Here is a 21,822-nt window from a genome sequence, read left to right on the forward strand (position 1 = left end):
ATGACGGTAGATATGGATTTAACTTATCTTGATTGCAGCCAACAGCAGGGTGTTTTAACGGTTTGCTTTACCCATTACCAAAAACGCAATGCGCTCACCAATGATTGCCTGGAAGAGTTGGCGAATGTGCTGGATTGGGCCGAAGGCGAGGCGAAGATTGGCGTGGTCGTGATTACGGGTGGAGAGAGGTGCTTTGCTGCTGGTGCCGACCTTAATGAACTCGCAAGTCAAAGGGCAATCGATACTTGGATGAATGCTCGACCGCGTTTGTGGCAACGCCTGAGTGATTTTAACAAACCCTTGCTGGCTGCCGTCAATGGGTACGCGCTCGGTGCCGGATTGGAATTGGTTTTATTGTGCGATGTGGTTGTTGCCGGCGAGAAGACCGTCTTTGGACTCCCTGAGATCACCCTTGGTTTGATTCCAGGTGCCGGGGGAACACAACGTCTGAGCCGTACAGTCGGTAAGTCACTGGCCAATCAAATGGTGTTAACCGGCGAATCTATTTCAGCATCGCGTGCCCAACAAGCTGGCTTAGTTAGCGAAATTGTTGTTGATGCATTAACGCTGGAGCGATGTCAGAAAATTGCCAGCAAGATTGCTCAACGTGCGCCTTTAGCGGTCAGGGCAGCAAAACAAGCGTTGCAGCAAGTACCAAACACCACATTGGAGCAAGGTTTAAAGCAAGAACGCCAGTTATTTAGTTTGCTTGCTGCCAGTCAGGATAGACAAGAAGGGATCGACGCTTTTTTTAATAAGCGCTCACCAATTTACCAAGGAAAATAAAAATGGAAGACAGCATTCATTACTCCGTGGAGGCTGGAGTGGCTTTGTTCACCCTAAATCGACCGGAGCAATTAAATAGTTTCAATCCACAAATGCATCAAGCATTAATGGGATTTTTAAAACAAGCAGAAAAAGATGAGTCAGTACGCGCCTTGGTGATTACTGGTGCGGGTAGAGCGTTTTGTGCCGGACAAGATTTAAATGATCGAAATATAAGCGCTGATCAATCAATGCCTGATTTAGGAGAAAGTATTGAGCGTTTTTATAATCCTCTGATTAATAAAATCGCTCAAATGAACAAACCTATTATTGCAGCGGTGAATGGTGTTGCAGCTGGCGCCGGTGCGAATTTAGCTTTGGCGTGTGATTTGGTGATTGCAGGTCAGTCAGCCAGCTTTATTCAAGCCTTTTGTAAGTTGGGCTTGGTGCCTGATTCCGGTGGTACATGGACTTTACCTCGCCTTGCGGGCACGGCCCGAGCAAAAGGCTTGGCGCTACTTGGTGAAAAGCTACCCGCTGAGCAGGCCCAGCAGTGGGGCATGATTTGGCAATGTGTTGATGACGATAGCTTGATGCCAGCAGCTATGGAACTTGCCCAGCGCTTAGCGACTCAGCCAACGGTTGGACTGGGTTATATCAAGCAAGCGATCAATAGCAGTATCAATAACACATTGGGTGAACAGCTTAACTTAGAGCGTGATTTGCAACGATTAGCGGGACGCACTGAAGATTATCGAGAAGGTGTCGCTGCATTTTTTGATAAGCGCCAACCTGAGTTTAAGGGGAAATAATCGTGGGGGATTTTTCTATCGAAAAAGTGGCGGTTATTGGTGCTGGGGCCATGGGGGCGGGCATTGCGCAAGTTGCAGCCCAGTCTGGCTATCAAGTTTGCTTGTTTGATTTGTTGGAAGGCAAAGCCCAGCAAGCCAAAGCACAAATCGAGAAGGGGTTATCGCGTCGGGTCGATAAAGGGCGAATAACCCAAGATGAAGCTGATGCGACTTTAGCGCGAATTGAATGCTCGGCTCAACTTCATGAGGTGGCAGGTGCAGGTCTAGTCATCGAAGCAATTGTTGAAAACTTGGAAGTAAAGCAATCAGTCTTTCGTGATCTTGAGAATATCTGTGGGGCCGACACTATTTTGGCGAGCAACACATCATCGATATCCATCACTGCCATTGCCAGTGCGCTGGAAAAACCAGAACGGGTGGTGGGTGTTCACTTTTTCAACCCAGCACCGGTGATGAAGTTGGTAGAAGTGATCAAGGGCGTTGCAACCAGTGATGAGGTAGCGCAAGTCTCTCTTGATTGGGCGCGTTCATGCGGCAAAGATGCGGTGCTAGCCCGTTCGTTACCTGGCTTTATCGTCAATCGCGTAGCAAGGCCATTTTATGCGGAAGGGCTCCGCGCTTTGGAAGAGCAGGTCGCATCGGTTGATGAAATCGATTACCTGATGCGCCGTGCTGGTGGCTTTAACATGGGGCCGTTCGAGTTAATGGATTTGATTGGCCATGACGTCAATTACGCTGTCACCAAAAGTGTTTTTGATGCGTGTTACCACGACAGGCGCTATCAGCCTTCGCTTATCCAAAAAGAGTTGGTAGACGCAGGATTTTATGGGCGTAAAACAGGCCGGGGTTTCTATCAGTACCAAGCGGGTACTGATACAGCATCACCCAGTTTTCATCCCAGCGTGGAGAGGGCTATCAGTTCGGTTAATCAAATCGGTAATTGGCAACAGCCAGAGAAGTCATTTGAGCAGTTGGTTTTAAATTTCCGGTCTATTCCGCCTTCTAGTGCCCTGGAAAATACGGATTTGGAGTTATCGGGTGCCGCACTTGATATTGATGGAGTACTTCTGGTGCCAACCAGAGGTAATACTGCGACCCAGCTTGCCGCGCAACTTCAGCGACCTATGGTGATCTTCGATTATTGCAGCGACTACCTAACAACCCCAGTTATTGCATTGGCACCTGCTCGGCAAAATACCCAGCAACAGACAGAGGCTGTGGTCGCTTTCATTCAGTCATTAGGCAAGCAAGTGATTCTGACCAAGGATTATCCTGGCATGGTGATGTGGCGAACTCTTGGCATGTTGGTTAATGAAGGGCTAGACCTCGCCAATAAAGGTGGCGCTAGTTTAGAAGATATCGATATGGCGATGACAAGCGGCGTGAATTACCCACAGGGTCCGATTGAATGGGGGAGTCAATTGGGATGGCAATACCTTGAACAGACCTTGGATCAATTAACGCATTTCTATGGTGAGGAACGCTACCGTCCATCACCTCTGTTACGACAAATGGCATACGGGAATTAATGAGATATGGATAGTCAACAACAATTGGCTTGGCGTTGCGCCGAGAAAATGTATAGCGATGATGGCTGCTCTAATAAGTTAGCTATGAAAATTGAGCATATGGATAAGGGGCATGCCGTGGTCAGCATGACGGTCACTTCCGATATGCTCAACGGTTTTGCGACCTGCCATGGCGGCATGATCTTTAGTTTGGCCGACTCCGCGTTTGCTTTCGCGTGTAACAGCGAAAACCATGCAGCAGTCGCAGCAGGTTGCAACATTGAATATATCCGCCCAGCCAAAGAAGGGGATTTGCTCACTGCTACTGCCAACGTGAAATCGCAAGGTAAGGTGACGGGAACCTACGATATCGAGATCACCAACCAACTAGGAAAGTTAGTCGCGCTATTTCGAGGTAAGGCGCACCGTTTGGGTATGCCTGTATTGGAGGTGGAAGATGAGTAATGCATATATTTGCGACGCGGTTCGAACCCCAATTGGTCGTTACGGCGGTGCGCTATCATCTGTCCGCCCTGACGATTTGGCAGCGGTACCTTTGAAGGCACTTGTCGAACGTCACCCTAATCTCGATTGGCGCAAAGTAGACGATGTCATCCTTGGTTGTGCCAACCAAGCCGGTGAAGACAACCGTAATGTGGCAAGAATGGGTGTACTGCTTGCGGGTATGCCGCAAGAAGTTTCAGGAACCACTGTTAACCGTTTATGCGGTTCGGGAATGGATGCACTAGCACTGGCAGCGCGAACCATTAAATCGGGTGATGCCCAGCTGATGGTGGCTGGCGGTGTTGAGTCGATGTCACGTGCCCCGTTTGTGATGGGAAAGGCGGGGAGTGCTTTTGACCGTCGGGCTGAAATGTATGACACCACCATTGGTTGGCGCTTTATTAACAAGCAATTGCAAAGTGAATTTGGTACCGACTCAATGCCAGAAACCGCGGAAAATGTCGCATCGCGTTATGGGATCAGCCGTGAAGATCAAGATGCCTATGCTGTACGTAGTCAGCAGCGCACTTTTGCCGCCCAACAAGCGGGTAGGCTGGCAGAAGAAATTGTTCCGGTCACCATTCCTAACCGTAAGGGGCCCGCGACAGAGGTGAGTGAAGATGAACACCCACGGCCACAGACCACGCTCGAGCAACTGGCTAGTTTACGTACGCCATTTGCCGAACAAGGAAGTGTTACCGCTGGTAATGCGTCGGGGGTGAATGATGGGGCCGCGGCGGTATTGATCGCTGGTGATGCAGCCGTCACGGAATACGGTTTGGTGCCTAAAGCAAAAATTATCGCCTGTGCCACCGTTGGTGTCGAGCCTGCTGTGATGGGAATTGGCCCTGCACCTGCGGCAAAGAAAGTGCTCGAGATGTCGGGGCTGTCGATAAACGACATGGATGTGATTGAGCTAAATGAAGCATTCGCATCTCAAGCACTGGCAGTGTTACGCGAACTCGGTGTGGCAGATGATGCCGAACATGTTAATCCCAATGGCGGAGCGATTGCGCTGGGTCACCCTCTAGGTATGAGCGGGGCGCGTATTGTGATGGCGGCGACTAATGAGCTTCATCGTAAAAATGGCCAATATGCACTGTGCTGTATGTGCGTTGGAGTAGGCCAGGGTATTGCCATGATCATCGAGCGCGTATAAGGTATTGATGGTTTACATATTTATAACAAAATTATAACGATTTAAATGTAAAGTAAGTTCAGCGAATACAACTATGAACATCCAAAAGGAAGCGAAGGAATGACCGACTTTAATCAACTAGAAGCGATAGAAACCGCTTCGGTAGACGAGCTACGCACGCTACAGTTTAAAAGAATGAAGTGGACTCTCGAACACGCCTATAACAATGTTCCAATGTACAAGAAGAAGTTTGATGAAGCGGGTGTTCATCCATCGGATTTCAAGTGTTTGGAAGATATAAATAAATTTCCATACACCACGAAACAGGACTTACGAGATAACTACCCTTTCGGTACGTTCGCAGTGCCAATGAAAGATGTCGTACGTGTTCATGCCTCTTCTGGAACAACAGGAAAGCCAACAGTGGTGGGATATACCCAAAAAGACATTGATACTTGGGCCACGGTTGTCTCTCGCTCTATTCGCGCTGCAGGTGGCAGTTCAGAAGACATGATCCATGTTGCCTATGGCTATGGTTTGTTCACCGGCGGTTTGGGTGCCCATTATGGCGCCGAAAAGTTGGGTGCGACGGTTGTGCCGATGTCAGGTGGTCAAACTGAGAAGCAAATTCAACTGATAGAGGATTTTCAGCCGACTATTATCATGGTAACGCCGTCTTATTGTTTGAATTTGCTTGACCAGCTTGAGAAAAAACACGGTGGTGACGCATCGGATTGCTCATTGAAAATCGGTATTTTTGGTGCAGAGCCTTGGTCTGACTCAATGAGAGAAGAAATAGAGCAACGCCTGGGGATTAAAGCGCTGGATATTTATGGCTTGTCTGAAGTGATGGGGCCGGGAGTTGCAATGGAATGTGCTGAAACAGCCGACGGCCCAACAATCTGGGAAGACCATTTCTACCCAGAGATCATCGATCCTGCATCGGGTTTGGTTATGCCTGATGGAGAACATGGCGAACTGGTGTTTACCTCACTGACCAAAGAAGCCATGCCGGTTATACGATACCGCACCCGTGATTTAACCCGATTACTGCCGGGTACAGCCAGAACCATGCGTCGTATGGACAAAATCACGGGTCGCAGTGACGATATGCTGATTATCCGTGGGGTTAATGTTTTCCCATCACAAATTGAAGAGCAAATTTTAGAATTGGAAGAGTTAAGCCCGCACTACCAGTTAGAGGTCGTTAAAAAGGGCAATCTTGATACGCTAACGGTGAAAGTAGAGTTGAAAGAAGCGGCTAATGCTTCTTGCTATGATGCGGTTGAAAGTAAATTGAAACACCGAATTAAAACTATGGTCGGTATATCTACCAATATTGATATTCTACCGAGTGGAAATATTCCTCGTTCAGAGGGTAAAGCGCAGCGTGTACTCGATCTAAGGCAAGCGTAATAGTTAATTTAGGCTGCTTTATCAATGGATAAAGCAGCCCAGAATATTCTATTTTACTTGAGATGAAACTGATCCCTGATAGTTGGAGGATGCAAATACTGTGAAAATGGTACTGTGTTGCAATTGTATCTAAGTTACTTCAAGATAACAGTCGAAGTGGCTTGATAATTACCATGCTGCAATACAGATGTAAGGATTCATCGAGGTTAATTTTGGATAGTAAATTTGATGATTTTTTCACCGCTGCGACAGAGCACCAGTCGATAAGTGGTACGTCGTTGGTCGTGACTTTCCTAGGTGATTACCTTTGCCACAGCGGTGGAGGAATATGGATGGGAAGCCTAATTAACTTTATGGAATCATTAGGCTTCAATCAGCGTTTTGTACGCTCTTCTGTATTTCGCTTAAAGCAAGACGGATGGCTTGATGTAAAAAAATCAGGTAGAAAAAGCTATTACTTCATGACGCCAGAACGGTTTGATGAAATTCGGGCGGCAAACAAAAAAATATACAGCGTTGAGAAATTAGGTTGGGACGGAAAGTGGAATATTATTCATATATCGTCATCAACACAAAATGACTCAAAGCAACACGGTAAATATTTGTCTCGATTTGGATTTGGTACTCTAGATAAGGGGATTTATATTCAGGCTGACCAAAATCAATTAGACCATGTTGATATCGAAAAGATTGCCAAGCATTTTCCAGAGTCACATATTTTTACCCAAACATCTTTATATTCAACAGCGATGGGAAATGAGCAAGAATTAGTCCGCAAAGCTTGGGACTTATCCCGTTTGAATGATGACTATAAGGCATTTTGTGACATGTTTAACCCTGTGTGGCAAGAGCTGAAAGATATAAGTGTTGATGAAGTCAGCCCGGAGGAGTGCTTTAAATTAAGGTTGCTCTTGGTACATTTCTATCGCCGTATCATTATACGTGACCCATTGCTGCCAGCAGAGCTACTACCAGACAACTGGGCAGGTGGTATTGCCCAGAGCTTAGCAATGAACATCTATAAAAAAATTCACCTACAAGGTCGAAACTATGTGTCAGAGCACGGCGAGACGGTGGCGGGGCCTCTGCCGTTACCTGCATCAGACTACTATGCTCGATTTGGTGGGTTACAACCCCAATAACGACCAGTCACTTGGATGGTAGGGTGATTGGTATAGATTGAAAGGAATCAAAATGCCTATTTACCAACTTGATGGGATAACCCCCGTCATTCATCCTGAAAGTTTTGTTCATCCAAGTGCAGACATTATTGGTGATGTCATTATTGGCCAACAAGTTTATGTTGGCCCACAAGCCGCTATTCGCGGTGATATGGGACGAATCGTTATTCAAGATGGCAGTAATATTCAAGACGGTTGTGTTATTCATGGCTTCCCAAATCGTGAAACCGTGCTGGGAGTGAATAGTCATATTGGCCATGGCGCGGTGATCCACGGTTGTACCATTGAAGAAAACTGCTTAATCGGTATGAATGCCGTGGTGATGGATCTGGCGGTTATTGGCAAAGAATCGATTGTCGGTGCCCATAGTTTTATCAAAGCCCATAGTCAGTTTGAAGCAAGGAGCATGATTTTGGGCAGTCCCGCTAAGTTTAAACGTCATGTGAAGGATGACGAGTTAGCTTGGAAGGAGAGAGGTACAGAAATGTATCATCAATTGGTTTATCGATGTCAACAAACATTGCGTGAAGTGGAGCCTTTACGATTCGAAGAAAAAGACAGGCCGAAAATGGTTTTTGAAACTGGCCATGACATCAAATCGCAAAGTTGAATATACATTGATGGTGAAAGTTACCTATTTTTAGATAGGTAACTGTTTGGTGATAACTAACCTTTCAGCTCATCCCTATCCCTAAATTCTTCCAAAGATTCTGGGTTTGCTAGTGCGCCAACGTTTTTTACCGGTTGATTGTGAACGATATTGCGCACGGCCAACTCTACTAGTTTTCCTGATTTGGTACGGGGAACATCCCTCACGGCAAGGATCACCTCGGGAACATGGCGAGGGGAGCAGTGCTCGCGAATTTTCTGTTTGATGGTGGCTTTTAAATCGTCTGTCAGTACTTCAGTTTCGACCAGTTGCACGAACAAGATCACCCGCACATCAGCGCCTTGGTTCTGGCCGATCACTAGTGAGTCTTTGATTTCCTTTAACCGGTTCACCTGCCGGTAGATTTCAGCGGTACCTATTCGTACTCCTCCGGGGTTAAGAACGGCATCAGAACGGCCGTAAAATACCATGCCTCCGGTATTGGAAAGGCTGACGTAGTCACCATGGTGCCAAATACCGGTATAGGTCTGCCAGTATGCGTTGTGGTATTTACTGCCATCAGGATCGTTCCAGAACCCTATAGGCTGGTTGGGAAAGCTATTGAGGCAAACCAACTCACCATGTTGTTGATAAACAGAACGGCCAAGTTCATTGAAAACTTGCACATCCATTCCCAGCGCCAACCCTTGGCACTCACCTCGATAAACTGGGCCTAATGGGTTGCCGATGGCAAAACAACCGCAAATATCCGTTCCCCCTGAAATACTGGCTAGTTGAATGTCGCTGTGAATTGCATCATAAACATAATCAAACTGCTCGGGTGCAAGTACCGAGCCTGTTGAACACAGGGTACGTAGTGAGGGTAACTTCGTTTTGTCTTTAGGCCGGTATCCTTGTTTTTCCAGAGCTTCGAGGTATTTGGCCGAGGTACCAAATAAGGTGACTCCTTCCTTTTCGGCCAGTTGCCATAGCACGTTACCGTCGGGGTAGAAGGGAGAGCCGTCATAGAGAATCAGTGTTGCACCAGAGGCAAGTGCCGATACCAGCCAGTTCCACATCATCCAGCCGCAAGTTGTGAAGTAGAAGACTTTGTCACCTGCACGGATGTCCGTTTGTAACTGGTGCTCTTTTAGGTGGTTGAGTAGGGTGCCGCCCACGCTATGGACAATACATTTGGGTTTGCCCGTCGTGCCCGATGAATAAAGAATATAGAGCGGGTGATTGAAGGGAACGGGGGTAAAACCAAGCTCACTGGGTACAGTGCTCTCGAGGATGTCACTCCAATAGTGATGATGAATGTTATCGGGGATGGCGGATTTACTCGATTCAGCGGCTATTGACACAGAAGCTGGTATTTCGACTAAGTGTTCAAGTTCGGGGATGTTCTGACTTACCGCCACGACCTTATCGTGGTAAGAAATAGGCTTGCCGTTGTACTGGTAACCTTGGGCGAACAACATCACTTTCGGTTTGGTTTGGCCAAAGCGTTCGGTAACACTTTCTGCGCCAAAATCCGGTGAGGTTGAAGTCCATATCGCACCAAGGGAAGCAGTGGCTAGCATAGCGACGACAGCCTGGGGGATATTGGGTAGGTAACCTGCGACAACGTCACCTTTTTTGATGCCGTGGTTATGGAGAAAGCTCGCGACTTGGGAGGTTTGCCGGTAAAGCTGCTGCCAGCTTAGGTGCTGTCGCTGATTTGGGTCGCCTTCGCAGTGAAAAATGATAGCATCAGCCGCAGCCTGGGTACGCCAGTTTCGCAGCAAGTTCTCGGCGTAATTGAGCTTGGCGTGCGGGAACCATTGGGTATCTTTTGCGGGTGTGCGGCTGTCAGCAGGACAAAATGTTACGGGGGGCTTTTTCGCGCCTTCTACTTGGCAGAAATCCCATAACATGCTCCAAAACTCTTCACTATGGTTGACGCTCCAATGATGAAGTTGGTTGTAGTCATGATAGAGGGTGTTCTTTTTCTCACTCAACTTGACCATGAACTGATACAGCTTGCTATCGTGGATACGATCTTTTTCTGGCATCCACAGCAATTTTGGCTGTTCGGGTTGTTGATAGTCCATACCGGAAGATGCTGAGTTTACTGTTGATTTATCGGTCACAGTGATCTCCTTATTGACTATCTGGGTGAGCTTGCTGGAAGGCAGGGAGTGCTAAGCATTTCTGTTCGATTTCAAGTAATCTCGGATAATGCTTGGTTTCAAAGCCAAAGCGCTTAGCATTGTAAAGCTGGGGAATTAAGCAGATATCAGCTAGGGAAGGGGTATCGGTACAAGTAAACTGTGTTTTGTAGCGGCTTGATAGGCTCTCTAAACTGAGGAAGCCTTGTTTTAGCCAGTGGTGATACCAAACCATCTTCTCATTTTGGTTAACGCCTAACTCACTGTTTAAATAGTTGAGCACTCTCAGATTATTCAGGGGGTGGATGTCGCAGGCTACGATCAGGGCAATTTCCCGGCATTGTGCCTTATGCCAAGGATCGCTAGGCAATAATGCGGGCTCAGGGTAACACTCATCGAGATATTCGATAATGGCTAGGGACTGGCCCAATACCGCAGTGTCTTCTGCACCACTATCTGTAGTCTCCCCACGAGCAAAGCCGGGTACTAATTGGTTTGGATTGAGCGCCGAATAGGCGGCGCTGTTTTGTTCTTTATCCAGTAATGAGATGGCCACTTGCTCGTAGCTAAGGCCCTTTAGGTTCAGCGCAATTCGCACCCGGTACGATGCCGAGGAGCGATAGTAATCATACAGTTTCACGTTGTTATATCCCTAAGCGTTTGTGTACGTGCCGCCTCTTTACCCACCACGTTCTAATTATTGATGATGGTGTGGGTTATGGTGGTTTAAATCTTCATCATGGTAGCGATGTTGGTACTTAACCACGGTCTGTTCGATGGCACCGAAAATAGACTCTCCGTTGTTATCGAACATTTCAATCTTGACCGTATCGCCAAATTTCATAAATGGTGTTTCCGGGTTCCCATACTCCAAGGTTTCCAGCATCCTTCTTTCCGCCAAGCAACAAGAACCGCTGCTGCGATCCTTATTGGATACAGTACCCGAGCCTATAATTGTGCCAGCGCCGATGGCTCGGCTTTTGGCGACATGTTGGACAAGTTCAGCAAAGTTAAATGTCATGTCTGTGCCAGCATGGGGCTGTCCGAATAACTCCCCATTGAGGTGGACAGTAAGGCGATGGTGGAGTTTGTAGTCATGCCAACTGTCACCCAGTTCATCCGGTGTAACCGCGACGGGCGAGAAGGCCGAAGAAGGTTTGGATTGGAAGAAGCCAAAGCCTTTGGCGAGTTCACTTGGGATCAAGTTACGCAGTGAGACATCATTAACTAGCATGAGTAGCTTAATATGACCATGGACTTCTTCTGTACGGATACCCATATCGACATCATCGGTAATGATGGCAATTTCACCTTCAAAATCGATCCCCCATTGCTCATCTGCAACTTTGATCTCTTCTGTGGGGGCGAGGAAGCCATCTGACATCCCTTGGTACATTAAGGGGTCGGTCCAGAAGCTTTCTGGCATCTCTGCACCTCTGGCTTTGCGTACCAACTCAACATGGTTGACGTAAGCACTACCATCAGCCCATTGATAGGCGCGTGGCAGTGGCGAGCTGCATAATGCTGGATTAAAAGGGAAGACATGCTGGGCCATACCGTCGTTGAGGTTGCGGTATAAGTGCTGCAAGTCTGCTTCGACTTGCTTCCAGTTATCTAGGGCAAATTGCAGTGTCGGGGCAATATCATGGGCGTGAACAGCCTGCTTCAGATCGCGGGAAACCACGATGAGCTGGCCGTCACGGCCATGGTTAAGTGATGCAAGTTTCACATTCGTCTCCTTAATGGCTTATTCGGCACGACCTCATTGATTTTGAATTGGATGAGATCTGCTAAGTGGGTTACTCAGCGTTACTGCCCTTCCTTTATCCCTTTCCACGAAAAAACATAATCTTTGTTTTCGGCTCCTTCGGGCAACGGGGCGACCTCCAGTGGCCAGCGGGCATCAATCATAACGGCGACTTCATCCGTTTCTTTCTTCGGTGCAGTCATGCTCGCTGCCAATGCTTTAGGGTGTGGGCCGTGGGAGAAACCACAGGGGTGATGAGTGATCATGCCGGCGTCGATATTGTCTCGGCTGAAAAAGTTTCCCCGGTGGTAGAAAAGCACTTCATCAAAATCATCATTGTTATGGTAGAAGGGGACTTTCAACGCATTAGGATCACTTTCTATGGGCCGAGGCACAAAGGTACAAATTACAAAGCCATCAGCGACAAAGGTAGTATGTGCTGATGGGGGGAGATGGTAGCGGTGACTCATCAAGGGTCTGATGTCTCGCCAGTTGAGCTTGAATGCTGTTAGGTTGCCTTTCCACCCTTGTGAGTCGAGAGGGTTGTAAGGGTAAGTGATAGTATTGAGTTGATTACGGGCTTTAAGCTGCACTTTCCAATGCTGATGCTCACTTTGTTGCCCGAGGAACCGATCATTGATTCGTGCGTATTCCAATACTGCCGGATCATAGACCGCATGCTGGCCGACTATGCCACGTTCTGCCATTTGGTAGGCACTATTAGACGCCTCAATCAACAGCATAGAGACGGGCTCTTTAGGCTCAATTCGCCAACTGGTTGCTCTTGGCAAGACAATGTAATCACCATCGCGGAATGTCATATGACCATAATCACAGAACAAGTCTCCGCTTCCTTGGTGGATAAACAACACCTCGTCACCGTCACCATTCCGGGCGAGATCTTCCATCGCTCTGTCGCAATGCCACACCCTCATTTTGAGGTTGTTGTTAAACAAAATCAGTGAAGCATCCCAAGGAGATAGCCCTTCTGAAGGCATTTTGTTGGTGTCTATTGCTCTGGGGCGTAATGGGCCATCCCAATCAATCCACCCAGTAGGCGGATGACTATGGTACATGTGGCTGGCGGGGCCAAAGAAACCTTCTCTGCCACATTCACGCTCGAATGTGCCTTCGGGTAAGTCACAGTGTGCTTGCCGAGAAGCCTCTCCTTCGGTGATAGGAAATTGAAACCATTGCCGCATTGCATATCCCTCGTAATGACAGTCATTCCAGATTGACTCTGTTAATAAAATGTTAGCTCAATGACTTAACTCTGGCGTACTCAGGTGGGCAAGGCAATTAATGACATGAATTCAGCCTCGGAATAGCTGTCCTTGATGATTTACAACAATTACTTGGAAATCCACTGTTTATTGTGAATTTCCAACACGTTGAAGTTAAAGTGTTGGCGGTGGGGGTGTGCTACATGAAAACATGCAGGGTGTAAAATAAATGTTACATTTTGGGGTGGTTTCATTGCTGAGAACACCTTTTAGTGTCTCCGTTACCCGACCTAATCTAAAGGAAACGAACATAAATTAGCGGATTGCCTAAAAGCCAGGGTGAGGCAGTAACACAGATGAAGGTCAATTATGGGTAGCGGAACGAAATATATTTCTAAAAAACCAGACCAACACGGGGTTGTTCATTGGGACAGCACGGAAAGCCTTGTTTGGCACGATTTGGTTGAGCGTCAACTCGCTTGCATTGAAGGGCGTGCCTGCCAAGCCTACATTGATGGGTTGGAATTATTGGATTTACCTCAGGATCGCCCACCGCAGCTGGCTGATATCAATTCAGTTTTAAAGGCATCGACGGGGTGGGAGTGTGTTGCTGTTCCTGCTTTGATCAATTTTGACCGCTTTTTTGCTTTGCTAGCCAACCAACAGTTCCCAGTCGCGACGTTCTTACGCCGCAGGGAAGAATTTGACTATTTGCAAGAACCCGATTTTTTCCACGAGATTTTTGGCCACTGTGCCATGCTGACCAATCCTGCATTTGCTGCTTTTACCCATACTTACGGAAAATTGGGAGCTAAAGCCAATTCTGCGCAAAGAGTATATTTAGCAAGACTATACTGGTTTACAGTTGAATTTGGGCTGTTGCAGCAAGTTGAGGGATTACGGATATATGGTGGCGGGATTTTATCTTCACCCGGTGAGACACAATATGCCCTGACGGGAAAAATGGATAGAGGCTCTTCAACAGGTAGTAAAACGAATAAATCGAGGCCACTTTATAAGCCATTTGATCCGGTTGATATCATGCGTACACCTTATCGTATCGATATTATGCAACCGCTCTATTTCATTCTCGACGATATTAACCAGCTCTACGATTTGGCCCATCAAGACATTATGTCAATGGTCGTCAAAGCACAGCAACAGGGGTTACATCCGCCTTTGTTCGAAACAAAAATCAAGGACGTGGGATAAGGGGAACTGATGACAGAACTACATCAACTAAAATGTGAAGCATGCCACTCAGGTGCACCTAAAGTGACAGAGAACGAAAAAATAGCATTACTGGCTACGCTACCAGATTGGCAGGCGATTGAAGTGGATGGTGTTGAACAGTTGGAGCGCCTGTATACCTTCAAGAACTTCAAGCTTGCGTGGGCGTTTACTGACAAAGTCGCAGCGCTGGCTGAAGAAGAGTTTCACCACCCTGAAATCACACTAGAGTGGGGCAAGGTTAAGGTGCGCTGGTGGAGTCATGCGGCAAAAGGGCTACATAAGAATGACTTTATTTGTGCCGCCAAAACGGATCAGCTGTTGTCGTCCGAATAGCCTTTTCTGGCTCTTATTTCAAAGAAGCACCCGATTTAATCGGGTGCTTTTTCTTTTATGTGCTAATAACTTAAATATGTTCTATATGTAAAATTGAAGTATTATACCGCTCACATGATGGATGGCCCTGCTAGTTAGCAAGGTAGATTGAGGTACAAATGGGTGAACCACAACAACGACAAGCGCTAGTCGGCTGTGAAGAGTGTGGGTTGGTGGTAGCGTTGCCAGAGCTCAAAGATGATGAAAAGTCAGTTTGCCCTAGGTGCCACCACACATTGGTTAAACGCATAGCTCAGCCATTTCAGAGGCCACTTTCTTACGGCTTGGCAAGCCTTGTCATGCTGGTGGCCAGTGTCAGCTTCCCTTTTATGTCTTTTAGTGTGCAGGGCATAAGCCAAGAAATTACCCTGATGCACTCAGCGGAAATGCTCAGCGTATTCCAAAATAGTTTATTGGCATTATTGCTTCTTCTTACTGTCATTGTGCTTCCTGCATGTTATCTGCTCTCGTTGTTGTATTTGTATTTCCGTGCCGGGCAGCGAATAAGAAGGCCAGAGAAAAAACCAATTGCGTTCTGGGAAAAGCGTTTGTGTCGCTTGATGATCCGCATCGAGCCATGGCTAATGGTTGATGTATTCCTTATTGGGGTGCTGGTTAGCCTAATCAAAATTGCGTCGTTGGCGGATATTGGATTGGGGATGTCATTCTGGGCATTCTGCCTTTACACCATGCTGGTGGTGAAGTGTGTTTCTATGGCTGACCGGACATGGTTGTGGCTGCAATTTCTCCCTCTAAAACCTCAGAAAGGCGTAAAAGCGGGCGATTGCCATAACAGCCATAACCATATTAGTTGCCATGTTTGCTCACAATTAAACCCGGTAACCGACGATAAACATGGGCGTTGTATTCGGTGTCATGGCCGGTTACATCCTTATGAGCCTCAGCAAATGCTGCAACGTTCATGGGCATTGCTCATTGCCGCCGCAATCTTTTTTATTCCTGCCAATCTTTACCCCATGATGTATACCGTGAGTTTGGGTAAGGCTGAAGGTTCTACCATACTTGGTGGGGTGGTGCTGTTGTGGCAGTTGAAATCGTATCCCATTGCAGCCGTTATTTTTTTGGCAAGTGTCGTTATCCCACTGGCGAAAATTATAGCGTTGTCTTGGTTATATATAGTCGCGGGAAAAGGCGGCAGCCCTGATGAAAAGAAGGCAGTTCAGAAGCTGAAGATATACCGAATTACCGAATTAATCGGTCGTTGGTCGATGATTGATATCTTCGTGGTAGCCATCCTCGTGGCATTGGTTCAGCTTCAGAACCTGATGGCAATCTATCCAGGTCCTGCTGCATTGTCTTTTGCCTGTGTTGTACTGCTAACCATGATATCGGCAATGACTTTTGATCCACGCGTTTTTTGGCCAAAGGACTCGGCGTCTGTCTCACCTGAAGGCTATGTGAACAATAATAAAGAGAAAAACAGTTATGAGTGAATCCTCACCTCCACAGGCAAAGAAAGAAGCCATAAAGCAAATCTCATCCATTTGGCTGGTGCCTGTCATTGCTGTCGGCATCGGTATCTGGATGTTGTTCCAGTTTATTACCAGCCAAGGCCCGGAGATTACCCTGAAAATTGATACCGCAGAGGGCATTGAGGTCGGCAAGACAGAGATTAAAGCGCTGAATGTGAAGGTAGGGGTTGTAACCGGCGTTACCTTGAATGAGGACTACAGTGCCATTGAAGTGACTGCTCAAATGGATAAAGATGCAGCCCGTATGCTCAAAGATGACACCTTGTTCTGGGTAGTGAAGCCGCGTATTGGAAAATCTGGGGTATCTGGTTTGGATACGTTGTTATCTGGGGCCTATATCCAGCTGCAACCGGGTAAAAGTGACAAAGAGCAACGTACGTTTGAAGTGCTGGATATCCCACCTGTTGCTCCACCTGATGCGAAAGGGCTTCGGTTAATTCTAACCCACAACGAAGCGGGTAAATTGGGCGTTGGTGATCCTGTCCTTTATGAAGGCTTTACTGTCGGCCGTGTTGAGAACGTGACATTTGATACAGAAACGAAGAAAGCCCACTACCAGCTATTTATCTTCGAGCCTTACAACAGCCTTATTCGTAAAAGTACCCGATTTTGGTTGACGTCTGGCGTCGATCTTCAGATGTCAGCTGAAGGCTTTAACTTAAAGATTGGCTCTATTGAGTCGTTGATCACCGGCGGGGTAAGCTTCCGCGTACCGAAAGGGCGTGAACCCGGTGAACTCATCACAAAAGATAAATCTAAATTCCGCTTATATAACAATATCAAGCAGGTACGGGAGCGTTTCTTCGAGGACTACCTTGAATACGTCATGTTGTTTGATGAGTCGGTTCGTGGTTTGAAACCGGGGGCTCCGGTTGAGTACCGTGGTATTCAAATTGGTACCGTGCGCAAAGTACCACTGGATATTATGGCTAGTGAGAAAAACTTCTCGAACCGTGAAATTCCTGTTTTGGTGCGTATCGAACTGGATAGGGTGATCGCCCATGTCCGTTACGATAACTTGGATATGCTAAAGGCCAGCCTTGAAGAAGAGTTCAAATATGGGTTACGGGGCTCACTCAAAACAGCGAACTTGCTGACCGGAGCATTGCTAGTGGATGTGGGTGTATTTGAAGAAGAGAATAGCTACAAGCATCAAAACTACGGCGAATATGATGTATTCCCAACCAAGGCGGGAGGCTTTGCCCAGATCCAGAAAGAGATCTCATCAGTGTTGAAGAAGATCAACAACTTGCCTGTAGAAGATACATTACTGACGCTCAACAAGACATTGGAAAGCTCCCAGAGAACACTACAGGCCTCAGAGAAAGTTGCCAAGGAGCTGAAAAGTTTGCTGGCCCAGAAAGATACCCAAGCGATCCCTGGGGAAATCCGTCAAAGCCTGCAGCAAATTCAAGATACCCTCAATGGTTATAGCCCTGACGGTGCGCCTTACCAGAGTTTGGAGCAGGCATTGGTACAGTTTGAACAGGTTATGGCTGAATTGCAGCCGGTATTGCGTCAGATAAATGAAAAACCAAACTCGTTAATCTTCAGCGGAGAAAAAGCGGCTGATCCCATCCCAGTAGGAGGACGTCAATAATGTTAAAGGGAAGCTTAATGGCGTTAGTCCTGCTTGCTGTGGCAGGGTGTAGTTCGACCGAGCCTGTGACCAGAACGTATTTGCTGCCGGATCAAAGCAATGACTTGACCATGGCTTTTGCCAACAAGCACCAGCCTGTAGTGATCGTTCGCCCAGTAGAGGTTGCCGAGCATTTGGCCGGTACGGGATTGGTGTACCAAACCAGTGAAACTGAAGTGGTACAGGCGCAGCAGAATTTGTGGGCGGAGAGCCTTTCCCGCCAGTTAACTCGGATTATCACCCAAGATTTACGCCAGAAGCAGTCGAGGTATTGGTTCGATGAGTTGACCCCGGTGGTAAACAGCAGCGCATTGCCAAAGTTGCAGGTGAAATTCACCCAGTTCAACGGGCACTACAGCGGACTAGCAAGATTGAGTGGGCAATGGCTGTTAATTGGCGAACAGGGTGAGGCTTTGGCAAGACAACCGTTTTTCATCCAGGTCCCTCTGGAGCAAGATGGCTATGATGCGCAGGTAAAGGCCCTTGCTGAAGGCGTTAGTCGATTGACCAACCAGATTAGTCAGAGTATGAGTAGTTTAACCTTGTAACTGCTGTTTAAACCAAGCCTATCAGAATAAGAAAGAGCCCTCATTGTAATGTGAGGGCTCTTTTGATTGGTTTAACGCTGGCTGTGCCGGTAGTAACCGTTGATCCAACATTCAGGTAACTCTTCACCTGAAGGAAACGCCAAATGCTGTTTTTCGATGTTTACAGGATCGGCAAGATCTTCACCAGACTGATACTGCACTGTTACTTCAGAGGAGAACGGGTTGACCAGAGAAGACATGTCGATGACGTCAACTAAATCACCGGTGCGTGACTCTTTTAGAAACATCACAAATCTCCAAAATATATTGAATTAATGACGAGAACTCATCATCGGTGCCATTATGTTTTGGTATAAGTATGGCTGATTTTACGCGCTTTGCAGAGCAGGAGAGCTATGAGTAAGTTTTATTGGGGCGTTGACCTGGGCGGAACGAAGATTGAGTGTGCGGTCATGCAATATGCAGATGATCGCTGCGTGCTACGCAAACGCCTACCAACCGAGGGCGAGCAAGGCTACCAGCATGTTCTTGGCCAGATAAAGAAGCTGATTGATTTATGTGTCGAGGAGGTGGGTGAATCTCCCCAGTCTGTCGGGTTTGGAACACCGGGTACTCTAGACCCAGCGACAGGCACGATGAAAAACTGCAATTCGACTCACCTTAATGGGCAGCCTTTAGATAAAGACCTTCAATCCTTGTTGGGTTGCACGGTTAAGTTAGCCAACGATGCGAATTGCTTTGCGTTAGCTGAAGCGACATTGGGCGTGGCTGAGCAAGTAAAACCGGATGCGGAAGTGGTTTTTGGCATCATCATGGGGACTGGTGTCGGTAGTGGTATTGTAGTCAATGGTAAAGTGCTAAACGGTTGTCACGGCATTGCCGGTGAGTGGGGACACAATGTACTTGAAGCTGATGGTGCAGCTTGTTATTGCGGCAAACACGGTTGTGTGGAATCCGTGCTGTCCGGCAAAGGGTTGGAGCGGTACTACGCTGAGCAAAGCGGCTGCAGCTTGAGCTTGCCTGAAATTGTTTCATTGGCTGCAGATGGCGATAAACTGGCGAAGCAAACAATCGATAGAATGCATGCCTATTTTGGACTTGCGGTGGCCTCAATCATTAATGTCATCGACCCGGATGTCATTGTGGTAGGGGGTGGCGTGGGTAACATTGATTCCTTGTACTCAGAGGGCAAAGCAGCAATCCTCCCTCACCTGTTTAACCCGACACTTAACACTGCGCTGGTGAAGCCGGCATTAGGTGATAGTGCAGGGGTATTTGGCGCGGCCATGTTAGTCAAATAAGCCTGTAAAATAGCCTCGAAAGTGGTTGCATGGTATATTCCCCGCTCGCGGCTGCACTTTATATCAAAACAGATTCGAAAGAGAATAAGATGATTGTGACAAGTGTAAACTCCTCGGATTATTCAGAACTACTGAGTGTCTGGGAGAATTCAGTCCGAGCGACTCATGACTTCATTACCGAAGAGGATATTGAGTTCTTTAAGCCTATTATCATTGAGCAGGCATTCCCTGCCGTCACGCTCAAGTGTGTCAAAGACACGCAAGGTATGGTTCTAGGTTTCGTTGGTGTTCATGACACAAAAGTAGAAATGCTATTTGTCCATGATGATGCCAGAGGGAAAGGGGTCGGTAAGATCTTACTTAAGCATGCGATCAATGAGCTGGGTGCTCTTTTGGTTGATGTGAATGAGCAAAACCCGCAAGCGGTTGGTTTCTACCAACACATGGGCTTTCAGGTCGAATCTCGCTCACCGCTTGACGGCATGGGCAAGCCTTTCCCAATTCTTCATATGAAATTGCACCAAGACATGTGAGTCACTCGATAAATGCGCATGACCCTGATTTTTCCTTACAGGGTGAAAGAGAGAAGAAGCGTCTCAGGCTAATAACCGGAGACGCTTCCGTTTTATTGGGGGATGACTCGCCCTAGAAGAAAAAGTTAAGCATTAAGGTGTAAAGGTTCACGTCCTTGTCTTCACCGTATCTGATTGGTGCTGTAACGAACTGACCGTCATTGCCTGCGTTATAGTCTTCACGGTCCATGTATATACCCTGCCATTCGGCATTGAGTGAAATTTTCGGCGTTAGGTCATAGCGAACCCCAGCGGTTATGCTGTTCGACTTGCGGCGATGGTGGCTTTCGCCGTAAACCAAGTAGGGGGTAAAATCATTGATGTTGTAGGCGGCGCTGACATACCAGTTGGTCTGAATATCATCTGTCTGTACTTCTGACATAAACTGCCATTGGTCATAAGAATATTCACCGCCGAGGGTATAAATATTGGTCGTTTCTTTTGGCATGCGTATGCCTAGCCGTTCGATCTGATATTCAGAACGCATGTAGCCAAGGTGAATCCGGTAGTTGAAACCACTTACTTCAGTAGATAGCCCGGCCATATAGTCAGACTTGAAATTGAATTCACTACCACTGAACTCGATTTTGTTGTCGTTGCCAAAGCCGTAATACGGAGTGATGTTTACCACTATTTCATCGCTGGCATCCCATTGCCATGTCGCGCTAACCCCTTCGAAAGAGGTAAACCCAAGAATACTGTCATAGACATCTTGTGGCGGCCGAGCCCAGGTATATGCCTGTCCAACAAAGAAATATTCAGATACGAGGAAAAGCGGTATACGAAGCTTACCACCACGAACAGAGAACTGGTTATATTCGTAATTGATGTAAGCCCATTCCAATTCAGGGTCTGACCATTCGTCTTGCGGACGCTTAACGAGTTGAACTGAGGCGTTAAGGTTGTCGATGATTGACAAGTCAGCTTGCAGGCCGAAGATGGTGTCACAGTCATAGCAGGTATCGTCAGTAATTTCGCGATTGACGAATAACGGAGTGCTGTTATCTGTTTTAGCTATAGAGGTGGAACCAAACCCACTAATTGAAAAGTTATCTGTGATTTGTATTGCTGCCACACTAGTTAATGGCGATACAAGCAGAGTGAATGCAAGTAATGATTTATGAGTCATATCTTACTCTCCTTGTAAGACGGTGATGAGAATATTGGCGTTTTCAGGAACTGCACTAACTGGTGCATAGGCAATGCCATTAGGATTATCGTTGAGCCATTCGAGGATATCTTTAATATCATCACTGCTTAACTCTTCTGGTGGCGTTCCTTTACCAGAAAAAGAGAGGCTAGCCCAATAACCATTCATTTGTGATACCGATTTACCTAATAGCATGTTGTAGAACTCTTCCCGATGGATAGATTTCTCAGGCAAATCAACCAACACAATCTTGATACTACCGTTTAGCTTTTTTGTCCTTCCTTTATAAAGCATCCTCGCTTTGCTTTTTGTAAGGGCAGGGATCTCATTATTCAATGAAAAAACTGCAAACTCTACATCTTGTATATTTTTATTATTTTCAGCATGTGCCGGCGTCATTATTGATGTAAATGCCAATAATAACGATAAAGGCAATAAACTTTTTAAAGTCAATCCTTTGATCATTGATTTAGTTCCATCA

The 21,822-nt window shown here is 47.0% G+C and carries 22 protein-coding genes; 15 read left to right on the forward strand and 7 right to left on the reverse strand.

Annotated features, from left to right (window positions below; translation table 11 throughout):
• From BIZ37_RS02130 to BIZ37_RS02165, 8 genes are all read left to right on the forward strand, one after another.
• On the forward strand, positions 1-786 hold the full coding sequence (locus BIZ37_RS02130; RefSeq protein ID WP_222939556.1) for an enoyl-CoA hydratase-related protein: 786 nt from the start codon (positions 1-3) through the stop codon (positions 784-786).
• Between the two features lie 2 nt (positions 787-788).
• Entirely contained in the window at positions 789-1,577 is a 789-nt protein-coding gene (gene paaG, locus BIZ37_RS02135) for a 2-(1,2-epoxy-1,2-dihydrophenyl)acetyl-CoA isomerase PaaG (protein WP_187460107.1), read from the forward strand.
• Positions 1,578-1,579: 2 nt separating this feature from the next.
• Entirely contained in the window at positions 1,580-3,106 is a 1,527-nt protein-coding gene (locus BIZ37_RS02140) for a 3-hydroxyacyl-CoA dehydrogenase (RefSeq protein WP_187460108.1), read from the forward strand.
• A 6-nt stretch (positions 3,107-3,112) separates the two neighbouring features.
• Complete coding sequence (gene paaI / locus BIZ37_RS02145; protein WP_187460109.1) at positions 3,113-3,550, forward strand: hydroxyphenylacetyl-CoA thioesterase PaaI; 438 nt, start codon at positions 3,113-3,115, stop codon at positions 3,548-3,550.
• Positions 3,543-4,748 (forward strand): 3-oxoadipyl-CoA thiolase, encoded by a 1,206-nt coding sequence (gene pcaF, locus BIZ37_RS02150; protein WP_187460110.1) that lies wholly within the window; start codon positions 3,543-3,545, stop codon positions 4,746-4,748. Before paaI ends, pcaF begins: the two co-directional genes overlap by 8 nt.
• 99 nt (positions 4,749-4,847) lie before the next feature.
• Entirely contained in the window at positions 4,848-6,143 is a 1,296-nt protein-coding gene (gene paaK, locus BIZ37_RS02155) for a phenylacetate--CoA ligase PaaK (protein ID WP_187460111.1), read from the forward strand.
• Between the two features lie 212 nt (positions 6,144-6,355).
• On the forward strand, positions 6,356-7,285 hold the full coding sequence (gene paaX / locus BIZ37_RS02160; protein WP_187460112.1) for a phenylacetic acid degradation operon negative regulatory protein PaaX: 930 nt from the start codon (positions 6,356-6,358) through the stop codon (positions 7,283-7,285).
• Between the two features lie 52 nt (positions 7,286-7,337).
• A complete protein-coding gene (locus tag BIZ37_RS02165) occupies positions 7,338-7,934 on the forward strand; it encodes a transferase hexapeptide repeat family protein (RefSeq protein ID WP_187460113.1) in 597 nt (198 codons plus the stop codon).
• Between the two features lie 56 nt (positions 7,935-7,990).
• Here BIZ37_RS02165 and BIZ37_RS02170 read toward each other — a convergent pair whose 3' ends face one another.
• The 4 genes from BIZ37_RS02170 to BIZ37_RS02185 form a co-directional block, all read right to left on the reverse strand.
• A complete protein-coding gene (locus tag BIZ37_RS02170) occupies positions 7,991-10,006 on the reverse strand; it encodes an acetoacetate--CoA ligase (RefSeq protein ID WP_187460150.1) in 2,016 nt (671 codons plus the stop codon).
• A gap of 49 nt (positions 10,007-10,055) precedes the next feature.
• The gene (gene maiA, locus BIZ37_RS02175; protein WP_187460114.1) at positions 10,056-10,703 is read right to left on the reverse strand and encodes a maleylacetoacetate isomerase; all 648 of its coding nucleotides are present in this window, start codon (positions 10,701-10,703) and stop codon (positions 10,056-10,058) included.
• Between the two features lie 57 nt (positions 10,704-10,760).
• Positions 10,761-11,792 (reverse strand): fumarylacetoacetate hydrolase family protein, encoded by a 1,032-nt coding sequence (locus BIZ37_RS02180; RefSeq protein ID WP_187460115.1) that lies wholly within the window; start codon positions 11,790-11,792, stop codon positions 10,761-10,763.
• A gap of 80 nt (positions 11,793-11,872) precedes the next feature.
• On the reverse strand, positions 11,873-13,012 hold the full coding sequence (locus BIZ37_RS02185) for a homogentisate 1,2-dioxygenase (RefSeq protein WP_187460116.1): 1,140 nt from the start codon (positions 13,010-13,012) through the stop codon (positions 11,873-11,875).
• A 390-nt stretch (positions 13,013-13,402) separates the two neighbouring features.
• On the opposite strand from BIZ37_RS02185, the gene phhA reads away from it, so the two are divergent.
• The 5 genes from phhA to BIZ37_RS02210 all read left to right on the forward strand — a co-directional run bounded on the left by phhA (position 13,403) and on the right by BIZ37_RS02210 (position 18,318).
• Entirely contained in the window at positions 13,403-14,245 is an 843-nt protein-coding gene (phhA, locus tag BIZ37_RS02190; RefSeq protein WP_187460117.1) for a phenylalanine 4-monooxygenase, read from the forward strand.
• Positions 14,246-14,254: 9 nt separating this feature from the next.
• On the forward strand, positions 14,255-14,599 hold the full coding sequence (locus BIZ37_RS02195) for a 4a-hydroxytetrahydrobiopterin dehydratase (RefSeq protein WP_187460118.1): 345 nt from the start codon (positions 14,255-14,257) through the stop codon (positions 14,597-14,599).
• Positions 14,600-14,757: 158 nt separating this feature from the next.
• Positions 14,758-16,092 (forward strand): paraquat-inducible protein A, encoded by a 1,335-nt coding sequence (locus BIZ37_RS02200; protein ID WP_187460119.1) that lies wholly within the window; start codon positions 14,758-14,760, stop codon positions 16,090-16,092.
• A complete protein-coding gene (gene pqiB / locus BIZ37_RS02205) occupies positions 16,085-17,731 on the forward strand; it encodes an intermembrane transport protein PqiB (RefSeq protein WP_187460120.1) in 1,647 nt (548 codons plus the stop codon). The genes BIZ37_RS02200 and pqiB overlap by 8 nt, the downstream gene beginning before the upstream one ends.
• Before the next feature lie 17 nt (positions 17,732-17,748).
• Positions 17,749-18,318: a membrane integrity-associated transporter subunit PqiC gene (locus tag BIZ37_RS02210; protein ID WP_255526649.1), complete on the forward strand. Its 570-nt coding sequence runs from the start codon at positions 17,749-17,751 to the stop codon at positions 18,316-18,318.
• 71 nt (positions 18,319-18,389) lie between these two features.
• Here BIZ37_RS02210 and BIZ37_RS02215 read toward each other — a convergent pair whose 3' ends face one another.
• Positions 18,390-18,605, reverse strand: a complete 216-nt coding sequence (locus BIZ37_RS02215; protein ID WP_107296934.1) for an acetyltransferase — start codon at positions 18,603-18,605, stop codon at positions 18,390-18,392.
• A gap of 108 nt (positions 18,606-18,713) precedes the next feature.
• Between BIZ37_RS02215 and BIZ37_RS02220 the strand changes: the two genes are divergently transcribed.
• Both BIZ37_RS02220 and BIZ37_RS02225 read left to right on the forward strand, forming a co-directional pair.
• Entirely contained in the window at positions 18,714-19,619 is a 906-nt protein-coding gene (locus BIZ37_RS02220) for an ROK family protein (RefSeq protein WP_187460122.1), read from the forward strand.
• An 89-nt stretch (positions 19,620-19,708) separates the two neighbouring features.
• Positions 19,709-20,152 (forward strand): GNAT family N-acetyltransferase, encoded by a 444-nt coding sequence (locus BIZ37_RS02225; protein ID WP_187460123.1) that lies wholly within the window; start codon positions 19,709-19,711, stop codon positions 20,150-20,152.
• Between the two features lie 112 nt (positions 20,153-20,264).
• Here BIZ37_RS02225 and BIZ37_RS02230 read toward each other — a convergent pair whose 3' ends face one another.
• Positions 20,265-21,320, reverse strand: a complete 1,056-nt coding sequence (locus tag BIZ37_RS02230) for a porin (RefSeq protein ID WP_187460124.1) — start codon at positions 21,318-21,320, stop codon at positions 20,265-20,267.
• Between the two features lie 3 nt (positions 21,321-21,323).
• A complete protein-coding gene (locus BIZ37_RS02235) occupies positions 21,324-21,806 on the reverse strand; it encodes a hypothetical protein (RefSeq protein WP_187460125.1) in 483 nt (160 codons plus the stop codon).
• Between the last annotated feature and the right edge of the window lie 16 nt (positions 21,807-21,822).

The sequence above is a fragment of the Photobacterium sp. BZF1 genome (assembly GCF_014349205.1).
GTDB lineage: Bacteria > Pseudomonadota > Gammaproteobacteria > Enterobacterales > Vibrionaceae > Photobacterium.

What these genes read in the sequence shown, in the direction of transcription:
- BIZ37_RS02130 (WP_222939556.1), top strand. Translation starts at nt 1, where the DNA reads ATGACGGTAGATATGGATTTAACTTATCTTGATTGCAGCCAACAGCAG.
- paaG (WP_187460107.1), top strand. Translation starts at nt 789, where the DNA reads ATGGAAGACAGCATTCATTACTCCGTGGAGGCTGGAGTGGCTTTGTTC.
- paaI (WP_187460109.1), top strand. Translation starts at nt 3,113, where the DNA reads ATGGATAGTCAACAACAATTGGCTTGGCGTTGCGCCGAGAAAATGTAT.
- pcaF (WP_187460110.1), top strand. Translation starts at nt 3,543, where the DNA reads ATGAGTAATGCATATATTTGCGACGCGGTTCGAACCCCAATTGGTCGT.
- paaK (WP_187460111.1), top strand. Translation starts at nt 4,848, where the DNA reads ATGACCGACTTTAATCAACTAGAAGCGATAGAAACCGCTTCGGTAGAC.
- BIZ37_RS02165 (WP_187460113.1), top strand. Translation starts at nt 7,338, where the DNA reads ATGCCTATTTACCAACTTGATGGGATAACCCCCGTCATTCATCCTGAA.
- BIZ37_RS02170 (WP_187460150.1), bottom strand. Translation starts at nt 10,006, where the DNA reads ATGGACTATCAACAACCCGAACAGCCAAAATTGCTGTGGATGCCAGAA.
- BIZ37_RS02185 (WP_187460116.1), bottom strand. Translation starts at nt 13,012, where the DNA reads ATGCGGCAATGGTTTCAATTTCCTATCACCGAAGGAGAGGCTTCTCGG.
- phhA (WP_187460117.1), top strand. Translation starts at nt 13,403, where the DNA reads ATGGGTAGCGGAACGAAATATATTTCTAAAAAACCAGACCAACACGGG.
- BIZ37_RS02195 (WP_187460118.1), top strand. Translation starts at nt 14,255, where the DNA reads ATGACAGAACTACATCAACTAAAATGTGAAGCATGCCACTCAGGTGCA.
- BIZ37_RS02200 (WP_187460119.1), top strand. Translation starts at nt 14,758, where the DNA reads ATGGGTGAACCACAACAACGACAAGCGCTAGTCGGCTGTGAAGAGTGT.
- pqiB (WP_187460120.1), top strand. Translation starts at nt 16,085, where the DNA reads ATGAGTGAATCCTCACCTCCACAGGCAAAGAAAGAAGCCATAAAGCAA.
- BIZ37_RS02210 (WP_255526649.1), top strand. Translation starts at nt 17,749, where the DNA reads ATGGCGTTAGTCCTGCTTGCTGTGGCAGGGTGTAGTTCGACCGAGCCT.
- BIZ37_RS02215 (WP_107296934.1), bottom strand. Translation starts at nt 18,605, where the DNA reads ATGTTTCTAAAAGAGTCACGCACCGGTGATTTAGTTGACGTCATCGAC.
- BIZ37_RS02220 (WP_187460122.1), top strand. Translation starts at nt 18,714, where the DNA reads ATGAGTAAGTTTTATTGGGGCGTTGACCTGGGCGGAACGAAGATTGAG.
- BIZ37_RS02225 (WP_187460123.1), top strand. Translation starts at nt 19,709, where the DNA reads ATGATTGTGACAAGTGTAAACTCCTCGGATTATTCAGAACTACTGAGT.
- BIZ37_RS02230 (WP_187460124.1), bottom strand. Translation starts at nt 21,320, where the DNA reads ATGACTCATAAATCATTACTTGCATTCACTCTGCTTGTATCGCCATTA.
- BIZ37_RS02235 (WP_187460125.1), bottom strand. Translation starts at nt 21,806, where the DNA reads ATGATCAAAGGATTGACTTTAAAAAGTTTATTGCCTTTATCGTTATTA.